Genomic DNA, 18986 nt, shown 5'->3' with positions numbered 1-18986 from the left:
TCTCCGCGCTGGAGAAGGTGGCTTCGTGCAACGGAAAGCGAGGTTTCCAGATACTGACGCACTTCGTTGAAGTGGTTGGCATGCCGGGAGTAGACGTCTCCCGGTTATCAGAATAGCTTGAGGATCGCAGGAACATGTCCACTGTCTATGCGTTGCTGTTTATCGTAGCGACCGCCGTGCTGGTGATTGGTCTGGCAACAAAGATTGCCCAGTATGCCAGGACCCCGGCTCCGTTGAAGATTCCTACCACCCCGGCCCCGGTGACCCAAACTGGCGTGGTGATGCGCATGTTCCGCGAAGTGGTGTTCTTTGAAAGCCTGTTCAAGAGTACCAAGTGGACCTGGATATTCGGCTGGCTGTTCCATATGGCGTTGTTCGTCGTGCTGCTACGCCACCTGCGCTACTTCATGGATCCCGTGTGGCTGCCGATCGAGCTGATCCAGCCGTTCGGTGTCTATGCCGGGTTTGCCATGCTGGCCGGGCTCGGTGGGCTGTTGATTCGCCGTATTTTTGTCGACCGGGTACGTTATATCTCCGCCCCGTCCGATTACCTGTGGCTGCTGCTGCTGATCATTATCGGCGTCAGCGGCCTGATGATGAAGTTTGTCGCGCACACCGATATCGTCATGGTGAAGCAGTTCTTCACCGGCCTGATGGGTTTCAGTATAGGCACCTTGCCTATCGATTTTGCACTGTTGGTCCACCTCGCCCTGGTGGCGCTGCTGATGATCCTGTTCCCGTTCAGCAAGCTGCTGCACGTGCCGGGCATCTTCTTCAGCCCGACCCGTAATCAGGTGGACAACCCCCGTGAGAAGCGTCACCTCGCCGACTGGGCGAAGGCGATGGAAGAATAAACGCAGCAGCAAACGACTGCCAACAAACGACTGATAGCCGAAGAGGGTATTACATGGCTAAGGCGGAATTCGATGTACCGGAGCTCCAGGAGTATGTGGACGTGCCGGAACTCGTGGAAGGCACCATGGCGCATCTCAGCCCCTATGTTGCCAAACCGGTTCACAATACGCCCCTGGGTTTCCCCGGTGAGCTGGTGGATGACTGGCATGACAAGGTGCTGGAGAAGCTGGATGATCTGCGTTCACGCTATCGTTCGCTGCAGGTCTATCTGGATGCCTGTGTCAAGTGCGGTGCCTGTACCGACAAGTGCCACTACTACCTCAGCACCAAGGACCCGAAGAATATGCCGGTGGGTCGTCAGGATCTGCTGCGCAAGGTGTATCGCCGCTACAACACTTTCGCCGGCAAGTATTTCCCCTGGCTGGTGGGCGCCAAGGACCTGACCCGGGAGACCCTGGACGAGTGGTACAGCTATTACCACCAGTGTTCCCAGTGCCGCCGCTGCTCGGTGTTCTGCCCCTATGGCATCGACACTGCCGAGATCTCCATGGCGGCGCGCGAGATCCTCGACAGCGTCGGCTACGGCCAGAAGTACTGTAACGAGATCATCGCCAAGGTGCACGAGAAGGGCAATAACCTGGGACTCCCCGGTCCGGCCATTCTGGATACCCTGGAGGGGCTGGAGGAGGATGTCTTTGATGAAACCGGCGTGGCGGTCAAGTATCCGCTGGATGTAAAGGGTGCCGAGATCCTGCTGGTGACCCCGTCCGCCGACTTCTTCGCCGAACCCCACGTCGACGGCCTGATCGGCTACGGCAAGGTGTTCCACGAGGCCGGCGTCAGCTGGACCATGAGCACCACCGCCTCCGAGGCGGGCAACTTCGGCATGTTCATCGGCAGTTACGAGAACATGCGTCGGGTCGCCCTGCGTATCCGCCAGGCCGCCCTGGAACTGGGCGTCAAACGCATCGTCTTCGGCGAGTGCGGCCACGCCTGGCGCGTCGCCTACGCGTTCCTGAATACGCTGGCCGGACCCTTTGATTTCCTGGATCCGCGTTATCCGGTGCCGCAGCATATCTGCGAGTACACCTACGACCTGATCCAGCAGGGCAAGCTGCGGTTCGACAAGTCGACCAACGATGATATGACCCTGACCTTCCACGACTCCTGCAACGTGGCCCGCGCCACCCGCATGGGCGACAAACCGGGTGGCCAGTTCGATATTCCCCGCGCCGTGATCAAGGCGGTCTGCAACAACTATGTCGACATGGATCACGAGACCATCGGCGAGAGGACCTTCTGCTGCGGTGGCGGCGGCGGTCTGCTGACCGATGACCTGATGGAGATCCGGGTCAAGGGCGCGCTGCCGAGGATGACGGCGCTGCAGAATGTGATCAAGGAGGAGGGCGTGACGCACATGGCCGCCATCTGCGCCATCTGCAAGAGTCAGTTTACCAAGGTGTTGCCGTACTACGGCATGGAGATGGACCAGATCGTCAGTGTCCACCAGCTGGTCAGCAACGCCATTATCCTCACCGGCCAGAACAGCGATGAGGAAGATGCCGATTCCGACGATGAGGCGGACGGCGACGCGTAAAGGTTGTTGAAAGTCTTGAGGTATAACGCGCTGGTATCCGAATGCTGGCGGTGTTTTAAGAATTATATAGGTTGAGGAGAGAATTCCATGGCAACTCCTACGGAACAGATGAACACAAAACTGAGTTACCGGCGATATAAGGAAGGCGACAACGAGTGGGACGATTTTAGCGAGAAGATCTTCCGCGAAGATACCTCGTACAAGTGCCCGACCTACATCCACAAGACGCCGCCCTGTCAGGGGAGCTGTCCCTCCGGCGAGGATATTCGTGGGTACCTGGCGATTGGCCGGGGCCAGGAGAAGCCGCCGGAAGGTGTGGAACGGGACGAGTACATGTTCCGTCGCTCCACCGACGCCAATCCCTTCCCGTCGATGATGGGCCGGGTCTGTCCGGCACCCTGCCAGGATGGCTGCAACCGCAATGACGTGGAGGATTTCGTCGGTATCAATGCCGTTGAGCAGTATATCGGTGACTCGGCGATCGCCAACGGCTACAAGTTCACCCCGGGTGCGGACATCGCCAAGAAAGTGGCCGTGATCGGTGGCGGACCGGCCGGTATGGCGGCTGCCTACCAGCTGCGCCGCATGGGCTACGGTGTCGCCATTTTCGACGAAAATGCGGAGCTGGGCGGCATGATGCGCTACGGTATCCCCGGCTACCGCATACCGCGCGACAAACTGGACGCGGAACTGAACCGGATTGTCGAGATGGGCGTCGATTTGCGCCTCAAGACCCGGGTCGGCCGGGATGTGTCGGTGGCCGACGTGGAGCAAGAGTTTGACGCGCTGCTCTGGGCCCTGGGCTGTCAGAGCGGCCGTGGCCTGCCGGTCCCCGGCTGGGAAGGCACCTCCAACTGTGTTACCGGTGTCGCCTTCCTCAAGGCCTTTAACGAGGGCCGCATGAAGGTTACCGCCGACAAGGTGGTCTGTGTCGGCGGAGGTGATACCTCCATCGACGTGGTCTCCGTGGCCCGCCGCCTGGGGCATGTGAAACACCAGAACCCGACCGATCGTCCCGAACTGGTGGTGCAGGATGGTTATGTCGCCCATGATGTGGCGGTGACCGCCGATGCCCAGGGTTCCGAAGTCACCCTCACCTCGCTGTTCACCAAGGACAAGATGATGGCCGCCGAGCACGAGGTGCACGATGCCACCACCGAGGGTGTCACCATCCTCGATGGCGTCATGCCGCTGGAAGTGATCGTCGGCGAAGATGGCCGTGCCACCGGCCTCAAGGTGTGCGACTGCACCATGGACGGCATGAAGCCGATCCCGGTCGAGGGTACCGAGCGGGTGCTGGAGGCGGACCTGATCGTTTCCGCCATCGGCCAGGGCGGCGAGATGAGCGGCCTGGAGGAGATGGCCAACGAGCGAAACCTGATCGACGCCGACAAGTTCTTCCAGGTGCCGGGCAAGCAGGGTCATTTCGTGGCCGGCGATATCGTCCGCCCGCACCTGCTGACCACCGCTATCGGCGCGGCCTCGATTGCCGCCGAGAGTATCGACCGCTACCTCAAGCAGGAGGAGCTGGTGAAACGTCCCAAGGTGGATGTACACCATTTCGATCTGCTGGAAAAACTGCACGAGGTGGGCAAGGATCCGGAGCTGTTTGATTCGAAGGTGGGCGATCAGCGCGGCACCGATGGTGCCAAATATGCCGTGCACAACTTCGAGAACCGGTCCGAGCAAGAGGTGATCCCCTCCAGCGACCTGTTCCTGGGTCACTTCTCCTTCACCCCGCGCAACAAGCGCAGCGAGGAGGTACCCTCCGCCGAGGTGGTGCTGGGGCATTTCAGTGAGCGTATGCACCCCTACAGCGAGGAGCAGATGGTGGCCGAGGCGAAGCGCTGCATGAGCTGCGGCATGTGCTTCGAGTGCGACAACTGCGTGGTGTTCTGCCCCCAGGATGCGGTGTTCCGGGTGAAGAAAACCGAGGCGACCACCGGCCGCTATGTCGATACCGACTACAACAAATGTATCGGCTGCCACGTCTGCAGCGACGTCTGTCCGACGGGTTACATCCAGATGGGTCTTGGTGAATAGGAGCGGTAATGGGTAGTTTAACCGGCTTTAGGCGATTCGCGCGGATGGGCCTGGGGGGAGCGTTGCTGCTCCTCGCCACCGGTGTCGTCGGCGACAGCGCCGTTACTGAGGGTTCCAAGGCGGCAGGCCTGGAGACTTGTGTGGCACCGACCGCGGAGATACGGCGCAACCACATGGACTATCTCAAGCATGACCGGGACGCGACGGTGCGCAAGGGCATTCGGGACACCCGTTTCAGTCTCGCCGAGTGCGTCCAGTGTCATGCGGAGAAGGACAGCGCGGGCGCCTACAAGCCGGTAAATGCCGAGGGCCAGTTCTGTGAATCCTGCCACAGCTATGTGGCGGTCAACCTGACCTGCTTCCAGTGCCACAGCAAGACCCCCGGCTCCGCGGGGGACAAGGCGGCGATGAGGGATGACAAGCGGAACGGGCGGCAGGCGCTCGGTCTGCTGCAGTCCATAGACCCGCTCACCCTGCGCCGGGATGAACTGGCCCGCCTGCATGCCACGATTGAGGGGAACTGATCATGAGCCATAACAATGACCAGCCTGATCTGCGGCGGCGTGATTTTATCGGCAAGACGGTGCTGGCGGCGGGTGCCGCCAGCATTGCCCCCGGGGTGATGCTGACGGTGGCCAATGCCGGTTCCGACGCGGGCGTCTCCAGCAAGGTGCGCTGGGGCATGCTGATCGACGCCAACAAGTGCGCCGATGGCTGCAGCGCCTGCGTTGCCGCCTGCAACCAGGAGAACGGCATCGATCTGATCGAGCGTCCGGCGGGCCAGTCCGACGCGATGTGGGACGCCCAGCGTCCGCAGTGGATCCACAAGGTAAAACTGAAGGACAACCTGACCGGCGAGATCACCAACCTGCCGATGATGTGCCAGCACTGCGAACACCCGCCCTGTGTGGATGTCTGTCCCACCGGCGCCTCGTTCAAACGCGCCGATGGCCTGGTGATGGTGGACCGGCATACCTGTATCGGTTGCCGCTACTGCATGATGGCCTGCCCCTACAAGGCGCGCTCGTTTATTCACCAGGATGTGGCGGCACAACGTACCGGCACACCGCGCGGCAAGGGCTGCGTCGAGTCCTGCAACCTGTGTGTGCAGCGGCTCGATGCCGGTGACCAGACCACCGCCTGCCAGGACGCCTGTAACCGGGAAGGTTACCAGGCCATCCTGTTCGGTGATCTGAAGAATCCAGATAGCGAAATCGCCAGGGCGCTGAAGGCGCACAACAGTCGTCAGATTCGGGCCGATCTCGAGCTGAACACCGGTGTGCGCTATTCCAATATCTAAGCGGTAGGGAGAGAAGTCGATGAAAAAAATGCAATACCGCGAACTCTACTGCAGTTCCCCCCGCTACTGGGGCGGACTGGCCTTTCTGGCCTTCATCATACTGGTGGGGATGGGAGCGGCCTTCTTCATGGAGCATAACGGTCACTTCGTGACCGGCATGAGCAATCAGATCGTCTGGGGGCTGCCCCATGTGTTTGCCATTTTCCTGATCGTAGCCGCCTCCGGGGCACTTAACGTCGCCTCCATCGGCTCGGTGTTCGGCGGTCCCATGTACAAGCCGCTGGGGCGTTTCTCCGGGTTGCTGTCGATCGGCTTGCTGGCCGGCGGCCTGGTGGTGCTGCTGCTCGATCTGGGCCGGCCCGATCGCCTGATCGTGGCCATGACCACCTACAACTTCAAATCGATCTTCGCCTGGAACATCATTCTCTACACCGGCTTCTTCACCATTGTCGGGCTCTACCTCTGGGCCATGATGGATCGCAAATTCGCGCAGTTCAAACGGCCCATCGGCTTCGCCGCCTTCTTCTGGCGTCTGGCCCTGACCACCGGTACCGGTTCCATCTTCGGTTTTCTGGTGGCGCGTGAGGCGTATGACGCCGCCATCATGGCGCCGATGTTCATCATCATGTCGTTCAGCTACGGCCTGGCGTTCTTCATTATTACCCTGATGTCCGCCTACTGGTGGGCCGATCGCACCATCGGCGAACTGCGCCTGGCCAAGCTGAAGAACCTGCTGGGCGTGTTCGTCGGCGCGGTGCTCTACTTCGCCCTGGTCTATCACCTGACCAACCTGTATATCACACAGCACCACGGCGTGGAGCGTTTCATCCTGCTCGATGGCGGCATCTATACCAGCATGTTCTGGATCGGCCAAGTGGTGATCGGTGGGGTGATTCCGCTGTTCCTGCTCTACTCGCCGGCCTTTGGCCACTCCCGCCTTGCCCTCGCGGTCGCCTCCCTGATGGTGCTGTTGGGCGGTTTCTTCCAGGTCTATGTGATCGTGATCGGCGGACAGGCGTTTCCGATGAACCTGTTCCCCGGCAAGCAGGTGCTGGAGAGTAGCTTTTTTGACGGTGTCGTGGCCGCCTACACCCCCTCGCTGGCGGAGGCCCTGTTGGGTATCGCCGGGGTCGCGGTCGCCATGACCCTGGTGGCGATCGGGGCACGCATGCTGCGGGTTTTGCCGGAAAGCCTGGAAGACCCGGAAGAGGGTGAGTGCGTCTGACCACCAAGGCCGTCGCATTTGCCGCCGTTTGGATGCGCGTGCTGGCGGTCGGGTGATCCGGTGATGAAGGCAGCCCGGCTGAAGCCGCTCCTGCATACGGGTGGGGGCGGCTTCAGCCGCAATAAGCTAATCCACTCCGCTATCGCTTTTCCCTGCTTTGACAGATATAACCGGAGGGGTGACTATACTTCAGGCAAGCTGCCGCCTGTCCGGGACGCAGCCTGACAATCCCAGACCGAGCTGATCCAATCCTATGGCCTATTTCTTCATCTCCGCCGCCCACAAATCCTCAGGCAAGACCACCTTGTCGATCGGACTGACGGCGGCGCTGTGTCGCCGCGGCATGCAGGTGCAGACCTTCAAGAAGGGCCCCGACTACATCGATCCGCTGTGGCTAACCGCCGCCAGCGGAAGACCCTGCGTGAACCTGGATTTCTTCACCATGTCTCAGCGGGAGATCAATGACGAGTTCGGCCGCGCCATGGCGACGGCGGAGATCGGCGTGATCGAGGGCAACAAGGGGTTGTATGACGGCCTGGATCTGGATGGCAGCAACAGCAACGCCGCGTTGGCGGCGCAGCTGCAGGCGCCGGTTTTTCTGGTGATCGATGCCCGCGGCATGACCCGCGGTATCGCCCCGCTGATCCTCGGCTACCAGGCATTTGATCCCAATGTGCGCATTGCCGGGGTGATCCTGAACAAGGTAGGTGGCAGTCGGCACGAGGCCAAACTCTGCAATGTGATCCGCCACTATACTGACTTGCCGGTGGTGGGTGCGGTCCACAGTGCCCCCGAGTTGATTATCGATGAGCGCCACCTGGGGCTGATGCCGAGCAACGAGAGTGAACTCGCGGAACAGAAGATAGCCCGGCTGGGGGAGAAGATTGCCGAACAGGTGGACATCGACCGGATTCTCGCCATCGCCGCTGAGGTGCCGGCGCTGGATTATGTCGAACAGCCGGAAATCCAGCTGCCCGCCGAGCGGTTGCGTATCGGTTATCCGCGGGATCGGGCCTTTGGTTTCTATTATCCGGGTGACCTGCAGAAAATGCGCAACCAGGGTGTCGAACTGGTGCCCTTTGATACCCTGAATGACCCGCAACTGCCGCCGATGGACGGGCTGTTCATCGGCGGTGGTTTTCCCGAGATGGTAATGGAGGAACTCCAGGCCAATGTCTCATTGCGCCGGGAGATCCGGGATTTCATCGAACAGGGTGGTCCGGTCTATGCCGAGTGTGGCGGACTGATGTATCTGTCCCGGCGTCTGACATGGAAGGATAAACAGTGCGAGATGGTGGGGGCGATTCCCGGCGATGTGGTGATGTATGAACGCCCCCAGGGCCGCGGCTATGTCCGGCTGGAGGAGACCGAGGCGAGCCCCTGGCCGATGGTACCGGGCTGCGCTTCTGGTGCTGCTGGCGGCATCGCCGCCCACGAGTTCCACTACTCGGCGCTGGAGAATCTGGACCCGGGGATCCGTTTCGCCTTCAAGGTGACACGGGGTACCGGCATTGACGGAACCAACGATGGTGTGGTCTATAAAAATCTCCTGGCCAGCTATACCCACCTGCGGGATGTGGGTGGCAATTACTGGATTGAACGATTTCTGGCACATGTAATCCGATGCCGGGACAGCAGGACAAAATAACAGCAAGATGCGGGCTGATGAGGGATGAGTGCCGGCGAAAAAATAGATAATTGAACGGGCAGGTATAACCGGGGTAATCTCACTCACGGATCACCCCTACAGCAGTATGGAGTTTTCGCATGTTTGAAATCACAGAAGCTGCCGCCGAGCAGGTGCGCAATGCCGCCGAACAGGGCGGTACCGAGGGTATGGCGCTGCGTATGGCCGCTCGGATGAAAGAGGATGGCAGCATCGATTACCTCATGGGCTTCGATGAGGCCAAAGCGGAGGATATCCGTGTCGTCAGCAACGGCATCGAGGTGGTGATGGAGCCACAGTATGCCCCGCTGCTGGATGAAACGGTAATGGATTATGCACAGCTGGATGACGGGGAACTGCGGTTTATTTTTCTCAACCCCAACGACGCCAACTACGTGCCGGCGGCCAAGACGCGCTCCCGATAACCTGACGAGGGCGTAGGATGGGTGGAGGAGGAACGACGTAACCCATCAACACCGTCCGGCGTGTCACCTATCGTACGGTCTCATCCGAAGATGGGTTACGGCGCGCCCTAGCCGCGGAGAGTCTCCAACAAGGGAGGTTGTGCGCCTCCACCCATCCTACACATTGAGGCGACCGCGTGGGCACAAACAACGTGCCCACCCTACGAGACCTTGACGGAGCACCGGCCTGTCAACGCGTCAAGCTGACCCGCTCACTCCTCCAGATGATGCACCCGCTGCTGGTGTTTTTCCGCCAGTCCGCGCTGAATATTGTCCGGCACCGGGTCGTAGTGACTGAAGCTGATCTCGTAAGTCCCTTGGCCGCCGGTCATCGATTTCAAGCGGGTGCTGTAGCCGTCCAGCTCGGCCAGCGGCGCCTGGCCACTGATCAGCATGCGGCCGTCCGGCATCATCTCGGTATTGTGAATACGTCCCCGCTTGACCGACAGGTCGGCGGTGATGTCGCCTATGGCGTCGCCGCTGGCGGTGATGCTGATGTTGACCACCGGCTCCAGCACAATCGGCCGTGCCTTCTCCAGGGCATTGTGAAAGGCCTTCTTGCCGGCGGTGACAAAGGCGATCTCCTTGGAATCGACGGTGTGGTATTTGCCGTCGTACACCGTCACCTGCAGGTCCTGGATCGGGTAGCCGGCGATATAGCCCTCTTCCAGCGCCAGCCGTACCCCCTTTTCGACGGCGGGGATGAACTGGCCGGGTATCACCCCGCCCTTCACTTCATCGACGAACACAAAGCCCTCGCCGCGTGGCAGCGGGGATACCCGCAGTGACACCTCGCCGAACTGCCCGGCACCCCCGGTCTGTTTCTTGTGCCGATGGTGCCCGTCCGCGGGGCCGCCGATGGTCTCCCGGTAGGCGATGCTGGGGGGGCGGGTCTCCACCTGCACGTTATAGCGCTCCTCCAGCTGTTCCAGTACCACCCGCAGGTGCAGTTCACCCATGCCGCGGACCACGGTTTCATTGGACTGGGAGTCATGCGTGATTACCAGGCAGGGATCCTCCGAGGCGATCTTCAGCAGGGCGTCGGAGAGCTTCTGCTCGTCCCCCCGCTTCTGGGGTATCACCGCCAGGCCGAACAACGGCATGGGGAACTCCTCCGGCTGCAGGTGGAAATTGTCCTCGTCGTGGGAGTCGTGTAACACCGCGTCGCGGAATATCTCATCGATCCGTGCCACGGCGCAGATATCGCCCGGGATCGTCTGGGCTATCTCGGTCTGGTTGTTGCCCTGAATGCGGTAGAGGTGACTCGGTTTGAACGGCTTGCGCGAGTCGCCGATAAACAGCTGGGTAGCCGTGGTGACCGTCCCCTGATAGACCCGGAACATGCCCAGCTTGCCGCGGAACGGATCGTTGCTCACCTTGAACACATGGGCAACCACATGCCGGTCGGGGTCTGGGAGTACCTTCGCCGACTGTGCGTGCGGCGGGGTACCCTTGAGGAAGTGGGGCGGATTGCCCTCGGTTGGATCGGGCAGCAGCCGGGTGATGATCTTCAGCAGTTGGCGGATCCCCGAGCCGTTCCTGGCCGAGACGAAACAGACCGGGATCAGGTGACCGTCGCGCAGCGCCGCCTCGAACGGGTCGTGCAGCTGTTCCGGTTTCAGCTCCTCGCCCTGTTCCAGGTAGAGCTCCATCAGCTGTTCATCCATCTCCACCACCTGGTCGACTATATTGGTATGCGCCTCGGCCACGGAGGAGAAGGCGGTCGGCTCGCCATCCGGGGTGAAGAAGCTGTCCACAACCTTGCCCTGTTCGGCGGCCGGCAGGTTGAGCGGCAGGCAGACATCGCCGAAGGTCTCGCGGATACGATTCAGCAGCGCCTCCAGGTCCAGATGGTCGGCGTCGATCTTGTTGACGATAATGATGCGGCACAGGCCGTCGTTTTTCGCATGCTCCATCATCGCCAGGGTGGCCGGCTCGATGCCGGTTTCGGCATTGATCACCACGGCCGTGGTTTCCGCCGCCTGCAGGACGCCAAACGCGCGGCCGAAGAAGTCGACCAGTCCCGGCGTGTCGAGCAGATTGATATGGGTGTTCTCGATGTGCAGATGAGCCAGGGCGGTATCCAGCGAGTGCTCGTAGCGTTTCTCCTGGGGATCGAAATCGCAGACGGTGTCGCCCCGTTCGATGGAACCCTGGTTCTGTATCACGCCGGCGTGATACAAGAGGGCCTCGACCAGCGTCGTTTTACCGGCGCCTGATTGGCCCACCAGGGCGATATTCCGGATATCCTGGGTGGTATAGGCAGGCATTATTCTCTCCTCGGAAGTGAAATAACGGCGTTCATTAATCTTTTCTGATTACTCACCTGACTCAGCCACGGTCAGGGATATATTAGCCGCGAATGAACGCGAATAGACGCAAATAATAATAAAATCAATTAACTGGCCAATGGGTAATAGAACAGGCCTCTACCTGGAAATGAACGATGCCCTCCCGACAAGGAGACGAGGTACATGGAAATTTACAGAATTTGCGTTCATTTGCGTTCATTCGCGGCTTTATTAACGGTTTTCGAACCTGGTTAAGTGTTGTGGGTAATCGGGTAATCTTTTGTTATCCCACTGGAAGATGGCCCGGGATGCCATGACCCGGATCAACAAGTGGGCGCGGGGATGCCGCTCTGTTTCTTCTGAGTGTAGACGCTGGGTGGCGTCGGAGGGAACGGGGAGGGGGGTGTCAGCCGCGGCGTCCCTTGAAGGCGGCGATCTGCTGGATGATGCGGTTGAAGGGGAGCCGCTCCAGGGTGCCGAAGCGGGCGCGGGCGCGGCAGACCAGGGCGTGGATATCCGTGACAAAGTGAACCGGGTCCGGGCGTTGTTCCACAACCTGGTCGAGCCCGCGCAGGCCCCCCACCTGGATGCGCAGTGCCTGGGCGTGATTCAACACCCCGTTACCGTCCTGGGTCTTCAGGGCGAAGCGGCTGTGGTGGCGTAACAGCACCAGCAGTTCGGCGCACTGGGACTGGGCGCTGTCCGAATCGCAATGGATGCCCTCCCGCTCCGCCAGATTGAACCGCTCCGACCGGGAGCAGCCGGCATGCCCGGCAAACAGGCACTTCTCGAACAGGCAGGCACGTTCGTTGAGCCGCTCGTAGGTCTTTCGATAAGCATCCTGATCCATATTAGTACTCTGTCAAGGTGATATTGACTAGTTCAGCGCCCCTGTGGTGTCTTGCCGCAAGGCGCGTCGTGCAGGCAATGGCCCGGTCCTTGTCAAGCGGCGCAACGCAACGGCGGGACACCACAGGGGCGCCCTTCGGGTTGGCCTGTCCGCGCCCCTGGCCGTGTTGCGGCTCTTGCAAAGGACCGGGCCATTCGCTGCGAGCCGCGCCTTGCCAGGAACGCGGACAGGCCAACTGAATACGTCAATATCACCCTGACAGAGTACTAGCGGTCTTTACCGGTAAAACTGTGGATCATGCGCCGGTCGCGCTTGCTCGGCTTGCCCGCGGCGGGACGGGGCGCCGCGGCTCGCAACAGACGCTGCTCCTCGATCTGCAGCAGTCGTTGCTCCCGGCTGGTCTCTTCTTCCCGGTAGAAATGGATCGCCTCGCTGGCCGGGCGGCGCTGTTTCGGCAGTTCCAGGACCTCGATGTCCCACTCCAGGGACTCCTTGTGAATGGTGAGCCGGCTGCCGACGGTGATGCATTTACCCGGTTTGGTGCGCTGGCCGTTGAGGTGGACCTTGCCGCCGTTGATCGCCTCGATGGCGAGCTTTCGGGTCTTGAAGAAGCGCGCCGCCCAGAGCCATTTGTCCAGGCGCATCTCCGGGCTGGTCATGTGATGACGTCCGGCTCGCCCTGTGGCTCCAGACCGAGCAGCGGGTCCAACTGGCCCATCACATCCAGTTCGGCCAGATCGTCATAGCCGCCCACATGGTAGTCGTCGACGAAGATCTGCGGCACGGTGTTGCGGCGGCTGCGCTGGATCATCTCGCGCATGCGCTCGCGATCGCCCTCGATGCGGAACTCTTCAAACCCCACCCCCTTGCGCTTGAGCAGTGATTTGGCGCGCATGCAGTAGGGACAGATGGCGGTGGTGTACATTACGACTTTTGGCATGTTCAGTCTCTAAGTTGCAGAGGATTTGGGCTATCGTATCAAGCGCTATGAGGGGGGTCTAGGGCGTGCGTGTGCATGAGATACCTCAAGTAAATTGTGGGAGATACCGATATAGTAAGCGGTAGCCGAGCAAGAGTTCCGACACCATGCAACGTTATGTCCTCAATCACACCTTATGGCCGATTCCTCTTGTACTGTGGACGGTAGTGGTCGGCATATCCTTCGCCTGGAACTGGAATGAACTGGACCGCCACTCCCGGGAGATCGCGGCGAACCGGGCCGAATTTGTCTTCAAGATGGTGGAGTCGGTACGACTGTGGAATGCACGCCACGGCGGGGTTTATGTGCCGGTCGACGAGAAGACCCGGCCCAACCGGTATCTGGAGGTCGACGAGCGGGATATCAGCACCCCCTCCGGCAAGTCGCTGACCCTGCTGAATCCGGCCTACATGACCCGCCAGCTCACCTACGTGGTGGAGGAACTCTCCGACGTCCGGGTCCATCTCACCAGTCTCAAGCCGATCAATCCCGACAACGCCGCCGACCTCTGGGAGACCCGGGCACTTGAGGCGTTCGAGGGCGGTGCGCAACGGGTGCAGGGTTTTGTCGGAGAGGGTAAGGATGCCGTCTACCGCTTTATGGCCCCGCTGGTCACCCAAAAGGCCTGTCTCAAATGCCATGAAAAGCAGGGCTATGAGGTCGGCGATATCCGCGGCGGGGCGAGCGTGAGCTTCACGGCCGCCTCGCTGCTGACCCCGCAGTACGAACAGAAATGGAACATGGCGGCGATCCACTTTGGCATCTGGCTGCTGTTGTCGGGCGTGACGCTGTTCGCCCTGTCCCGCCTGCGTACCCAGATGCTGCTGCTGAAGCGGGCCAAGGAGCAGCAGGAGCGGGTGGTGGAACAGCGCACGGCGCAGCTGCGCCGCCTGGCTCATTACGATATGCTTACCCGGCTGCCCAACCGCAGCCTGTTTCATGATCGGCTGAGCCAGGACCTCCTCAGGGCAAAACGCAGTGATGAAGTGTTCGCACTGCTGTTCCTCGATTTGGATCGCTTCAAGTACATCAACGATACCTTCGGCCATGAGGCCGGCGATCAGGTGCTGGTAGAGGTGGCACGGCGGCTTTGCGTCTACGTGCGCAGCAGCGATACCGTGGCGCGCATGGGCGGTGACGAGTTCAATATCATCCTCTCCGGAGTGAACGACCGGGAGTCGGTGGCCTTGCTGGCCGGCAAGATCCTGGAGCAGATGCGCACGCCGTTCACCGTCGCCGGCACCGAGCAGCGGATCTCCGCCTCCGTGGGTATCGCCTGCTATCCGCTAGACGGGCGAGACGAAACCGAGCTGCTCAGGAACGCCGACCTGGCCATGTACCGGGCCAAACAGGAGGGGCGTAATGCCTTCCGTTTTCACCGCGAAGCCACCGCCGAGACGCCCCGGCAAGAACACTGAATCCTGGTAACTACGCACTGGGTGATTGGCCTGCCTTGTTGGCCGATCTTGGTCCAGCCACCGTGTGAGGCCGGCAAGGCAGGACAATCACTTACAGACCAGGTGAGTAGTTACGAATCCTGTACGATTGGCTCGTTCCCCGGAGGAACCGGGCCTGAATCCGTTACTCCACCAGGGGTTGAATAGTGGGATAGAATCCTGATCTATTGAAACAGTACCCACCGGCCAACCAGTAAGGGACCATCATGCTGCGAGACACCCCCAACACCATCTATCTGAAGGATTACCGGCCCCCGGAATTTCTCATCGATCAGGTCAATCTCCGGTTTGAACTGGGTGAGGAGGAGACCCGGGTGCGTTCCCGGCTGGAATTGCGCAGAAATCCGGCCGCAGAAGGCCGCCCCGCGGAGCTGCGGCTGCATGGTGAACAGCTGGAACTGCTCGCCCTCGCCCTCGACGGCCGGCCGCTCGACTCCACGGAGTATGAACAGGATAACGAGGGGCTCAGCGTAGCGGGGGTGCCGGACCGGTTCGTGCTGGAGAGCGAGGTGCGTATCCTGCCGCAGCGCAACACCGCCCTGGAGGGGCTGTACAAGTCGGGCGGCATGTTCTGTACCCAGTGCGAGGCGGAGGGGTTTCGCAAGATCACCTGGTTCCTCGACCGGCCCGACGTGATGAGCCGCTTTACCACCACCATCGTTGCCGACCAGGCGCGCTACCCGGTGCTGCTCTCCAACGGAAATCCGGTCGAGACGCGCCAACTTGACGGGGGACGGCAACAGGTCACCTGGGCCGATCCGTTCCCCAAGCCGGCCTACCTGTTCGCCCTGGTGGCGGGGGATCTGCGCGCCATCGAGGGGAGCCATACCACAGCGTCGGGGCGGGAAGTGGCACTGCGCATCTATGTGGAGCCGGAGAATGTGGCGAAGTGCGATCACGCCATGGCCTCGCTGAAGCAGGCCATGCGCTGGGATGAGCGGCAGTACGGTCGCGAATACGACCTGGATATCTATATGGTCGTGGCGGTGAACGACTTCAACATGGGGGCGATGGAGAACAAGGGGCTTAATATCTTCAACTCCAAGTATGTGCTGGCCTCCCCGGCGACCGCCACCGATCGGGATTTCCAGGGTATCGAGTCGGTGATCGCCCACGAGTACTTCCACAACTGGACCGGTAACCGCATCACCTGCCGCGACTGGTTCCAGCTCAGCCTGAAAGAGGGACTGACGGTGTTCCGCGATCAGGAGTTTTCCGCCGACATGGGTTCCCGCGGGGTGAAGCGAATCGAGGACGTGCGGCTGCTGCGCGCCCACCAGTTCGCCGAGGATGCCAGCCCCATGGCCCATCCGGTGCGCCCCGACTCCTACATGGAGATCAACAACTTCTATACCGTGACCGTCTATGAAAAGGGCGCCGAGGTGGTACGCATGCAGGCCAACCTGCTGGGCCCCGAGGCCTACCGGCGCGGCACCGATCTCTATTTCGCACGGTTCGACGGACAGGCGGTCACCACCGATGACTTCGTGCAGTGCATGGCGGATGCCGGCGGGCGCGACCTCAGCCAGTTCAAGCGCTGGTACAGTCAGGCCGGCACGCCGGAGTTGACCATCCAGGGCGACTACGATGCCGCACGGCGGACCTACAGCCTGACCGTCGAACAGCACTGCCCGCCCACCCCCGGCCAGCCCGACAAGGCGCCGTTCCTGATCCCGCTGGCGGTGGGGTTGCTGGATAGCCGCGGGGCCGACATGGCGTTGCGGCTGGCGGGGGAAACCGGCGCCGTCCAGGGCACCCGCATGCTGGAGCTGAGCGAGCGCCGCCAGCGGTTCCTGTTTGAAGATCTCCCCGAGGCTCCGGTACCCTCGTTGCTGCGCGGCTTCTCGGCGCCGGTGAAGGTACGATTCGACTACAGCGACGAGCAGCTGATGTTCCTGATGGCCCATGACAGCGACGGTTTCTGTCGCTGGGATGCCGCCCAGACCCTGGCCCAGCGCGTGCTGTTGCAGGGCGTGGCCGATCCCGACGGCGCCGTACCGACGGGCTTCATCGAGGCGTTCCGTGAGGCACTGAGCGACCGCGCGACCGATCCGGCGCTGCTGACCGAGGTGCTGACGCTCCCGTCCGAGAGCTATCTGGGGGACCAGATGGCGGTGGTGGACGTGGAGGGCATCCACCGTGCCCGGGAGCGGCTCAAGACCACCCTGGCCGGTGAACTGCGCGAGGAGCTGCTGGCGCTCTACCAGGCCCATGCCGTGCCCGGGGCATACCGGCCGGACGCCGCCTCCATCGGCCAGCGCAGCCTGCGCAATCTCGCCCTCGCCTACCTGATGCAGCTGGACGAGGCGGCCATCCGGCAACGCTGTGTCGACCAATACCGGGCCGGCAACAACATGACCGATGTGATCTCCGCACTCGCCCTGTTGGCCGACCGGGACACCCCGGAGACGGCGCAGCTGCTGGAGGCGTTCTATCGGCAGTGGCGGGACGATCCGCTGGTGCTGGACAAGTGGTTCAGCCTGCAGGCGCTCTCCAAGCGCAGCGACACCCTGCAACAGGTCCAGGCGTTGCTGCATCATCCCGCCTTCTCCATCGCCAACCCGAACAAGGTGCGCGCCCTGATCGGAGCCTTCTGTTCCGGTAACGCGGTGCGATTTCACGCCGCCGATGGCAGCGGTTACCGTTTCCTGGGGGACCGGGTGCTGGAGCTGGACGGACTCAATCCGCAGGTGGCCTCGCGCCTGGTACGCCTGATGGCCCGCTGGCGGCGTTATGACCCGGCCCGCCAACAGCTGATGCAGGCACAGCTGGAGCGCATCCTCAAGACCGAGGGGGTCTCCCGCGATGTGTTCGAGGTCGCCTCGAAAAGCCTGGAACAGTAGTTTCGCCGCCGCCCCGCTACCCCGGCGTGCGGCCGGGTGGGCGGCATCATGCTATCCTGCAATCAGCGGTATCAGAACTACAAGAACCACAGGGGCCAGGACATGAATGATGAACCGTCCGCGGTTGACGACACGCAAGCGCTGGAGGACGCAAGCCAAAGCTGGCTGCTGGACGGGCAGGGCGGTGGCCGGCAGGTTGCCTGGGGGCAGGTCGCAGACACGCCTCCGGCGGACCCCGCGTGGCTGTGGGTGCATCTTGACTATTCCCGGCCCAGCGTACAGGAGTGGATGTATCGGCACAGTGGGCTGCAGGAGCTGACCGTCGAGGCGCTGCTGCAGGCGGAGACCCGTCCGCGTTGTGTGCCGACCGATAACGGCCTGCTGATTTTCCTGCGCGGCGTCAATCTCAACCCCGGGGCGGAACCGGAGGATATGGTCAGTCTGCGCATGTGGGTCGGTGAGCGGCGGATCTACACCCTGGGGCTGCGGCGGCTGCTGTCGCTGGATGACCTGCGTGCGCTGATCGGGCGCGGCGGCGGCCCCGAAGCACCGGGTGATTTTCTGGTCATGCTGGTGAACCTGCTGCTCGATCGGGTGGGGGTGGTGATCGATGAGCTGTACGATAGGGTGGATGACCTGGAGGCGGCGGTAGTGACCGCCGCGGGGCCGGCACAGCGGGAGCAGCTGGCCGGTATCCGCCACCAGGCGATCACCCTGCGGCGCTTCCTTGCCCCGCAACGGGAGGCGCTCAACCGGCTGTCAACGGAACGCGTCTCGCTGCTGTCGGGTGAACACCTGCTGTACCTGCGCGAGGCGGCCGATCGCCTGACCCGCTTGGTGGAGGACCTGGATGCGGCGCGGGAGCGTGCCGGGGTGGTGCACGAGTCCCTGGTCAGCAGCCTAACCGAGCAGACCAATCAGCGCATGTACATCCTCTCGGTGATCGCCGCCATTTTCCTGCCGCTCTCCTTCGTCACCGGCCTGCTGGGGATCAACGTGGGTGGGATTCCCGGCGCCGAAAGCTCGCTCGGTTTTCCGCTGGTGGTGGTTGGCATGCTGCTGGTGGCGGTGGGACTGCTACTGTTCTTTCGTTGGCGGCGCTGGTTCTAAGGACCCGCGCAAGAATAAGTTCCTGTATTCGGTCGCCCCTGGACCCCGCTGGCGGCGTTACGCTTTTTGGCAAGGGAACAGCTTTGTCCATGGATGGACTTATTCCGCGGAGGCCATGGATGGCCGGGAGCGGTCATTGCCTGCAAAGCGTGCCTTGCCGGCGTGGCCCAGGAACGCCCTCGGTACTACGGAATTATTCTTGCGCGGGCCCTAAGTAGATACGTAGGGTGGGTTAGCGGCGCAGGCACTGCACTTTCCGTCGGCAACAATGCCCGGGCGCCGCGTAACCCACCGATTCCTCGACCG

At 61.7% G+C, this 18986-nt stretch carries 15 protein-coding genes; 11 read left to right on the top strand and 4 right to left on the bottom strand.

The window, feature by feature from the left end:
- Positions 1-134: 134 nt before the first annotated feature.
- The 8 genes from NPX02_RS01380 (at position 135) to NPX02_RS01345 (ending at position 9111) form a co-directional block, all read left to right on the top strand.
- Positions 135-854: a respiratory nitrate reductase subunit gamma gene (locus tag NPX02_RS01380; protein ID WP_260291324.1), complete on the top strand. Its 720-nt coding sequence runs from the start codon at positions 135-137 to the stop codon at positions 852-854.
- Positions 855-907: 53 nt separating this feature from the next.
- Entirely contained in the window at positions 908-2452 is a 1545-nt protein-coding gene (dsrK, locus tag NPX02_RS01375) for a sulfate reduction electron transfer complex DsrMKJOP subunit DsrK (RefSeq protein WP_260291323.1), read from the top strand.
- An 87-nt stretch (positions 2453-2539) separates the two neighbouring features.
- Complete coding sequence (locus NPX02_RS01370; RefSeq protein ID WP_260291321.1) at positions 2540-4495, top strand: NAD(P)-binding protein; 1956 nt, start codon at positions 2540-2542, stop codon at positions 4493-4495.
- A gap of 8 nt (positions 4496-4503) precedes the next feature.
- The gene (locus NPX02_RS01365; protein ID WP_260291320.1) at positions 4504-5019 is read left to right on the top strand and encodes a sulfur reduction protein DsrJ; all 516 of its coding nucleotides are present in this window, start codon (positions 4504-4506) and stop codon (positions 5017-5019) included.
- Positions 5020-5021: 2 nt separating this feature from the next.
- On the top strand, positions 5022-5795 hold the full coding sequence (gene dsrO / locus NPX02_RS01360; protein ID WP_260291319.1) for a sulfate reduction electron transfer complex DsrMKJOP subunit DsrO: 774 nt from the start codon (positions 5022-5024) through the stop codon (positions 5793-5795).
- A gap of 19 nt (positions 5796-5814) precedes the next feature.
- Positions 5815-7020, top strand: coding sequence for an NrfD/PsrC family molybdoenzyme membrane anchor subunit (nrfD, locus tag NPX02_RS01355; protein ID WP_260291318.1), 1206 nt, complete (start codon positions 5815-5817; stop codon positions 7018-7020).
- Between the two features lie 253 nt (positions 7021-7273).
- Positions 7274-8668, top strand: a complete 1395-nt coding sequence (locus NPX02_RS01350; RefSeq protein ID WP_260291317.1) for a cobyrinate a,c-diamide synthase — start codon at positions 7274-7276, stop codon at positions 8666-8668.
- A 119-nt stretch (positions 8669-8787) separates the two neighbouring features.
- Entirely contained in the window at positions 8788-9111 is a 324-nt protein-coding gene (locus tag NPX02_RS01345) for a HesB/IscA family protein (protein WP_260291316.1), read from the top strand.
- A gap of 251 nt (positions 9112-9362) precedes the next feature.
- On the opposite strand, the gene fusA is transcribed toward NPX02_RS01345, so the two are convergent.
- The 4 genes from fusA to grxC form a co-directional block, all read right to left on the bottom strand.
- Positions 9363-11420, bottom strand: a complete 2058-nt coding sequence (gene fusA, locus NPX02_RS01340) for an elongation factor G (RefSeq protein WP_260291315.1) — start codon at positions 11418-11420, stop codon at positions 9363-9365.
- Between the two features lie 427 nt (positions 11421-11847).
- Positions 11848-12291, bottom strand: a complete 444-nt coding sequence (locus NPX02_RS01335) for a hypothetical protein (RefSeq protein ID WP_260291314.1) — start codon at positions 12289-12291, stop codon at positions 11848-11850.
- Positions 12292-12557: 266 nt separating this feature from the next.
- Entirely contained in the window at positions 12558-12950 is a 393-nt protein-coding gene (locus tag NPX02_RS01330) for an RNA-binding S4 domain-containing protein (RefSeq protein ID WP_260291313.1), read from the bottom strand.
- Positions 12947-13231 carry a glutaredoxin 3 gene (grxC, locus tag NPX02_RS01325; protein WP_260291312.1) on the bottom strand — a complete coding sequence of 95 codons (285 nt, stop codon included), beginning with the start codon at positions 13229-13231 and terminating at the stop codon, positions 12947-12949. The genes NPX02_RS01330 and grxC overlap by 4 nt, the downstream gene beginning before the upstream one ends.
- A 146-nt stretch (positions 13232-13377) precedes the next feature.
- On the opposite strand from grxC, the gene NPX02_RS01320 reads away from it, so the two are divergent.
- From NPX02_RS01320 to NPX02_RS01310, 3 genes are all read left to right on the top strand, one after another.
- Complete coding sequence (locus NPX02_RS01320) at positions 13378-14688, top strand: diguanylate cyclase domain-containing protein (RefSeq protein WP_260291311.1); 1311 nt, start codon at positions 13378-13380, stop codon at positions 14686-14688.
- A 245-nt stretch (positions 14689-14933) separates the two neighbouring features.
- Entirely contained in the window at positions 14934-17570 is a 2637-nt protein-coding gene (pepN, locus tag NPX02_RS01315) for an aminopeptidase N (protein WP_260291310.1), read from the top strand.
- 102 nt (positions 17571-17672) lie between these two features.
- A complete protein-coding gene (locus tag NPX02_RS01310; RefSeq protein WP_260291309.1) occupies positions 17673-18680 on the top strand; it encodes a zinc transporter ZntB in 1008 nt (335 codons plus the stop codon).
- The last annotated feature ends 306 nt before the right edge of the window (positions 18681-18986 follow it).

This window comes from Sedimenticola hydrogenitrophicus, assembly GCF_025175675.1.
Lineage (GTDB): Bacteria > Pseudomonadota > Gammaproteobacteria > Chromatiales > Chromatiaceae > Sedimenticola > Sedimenticola hydrogenitrophicus.
Note: the sequence above shows the minus strand (reverse complement) of the source record. Positions and strands in the feature narration are given on the sequence as shown.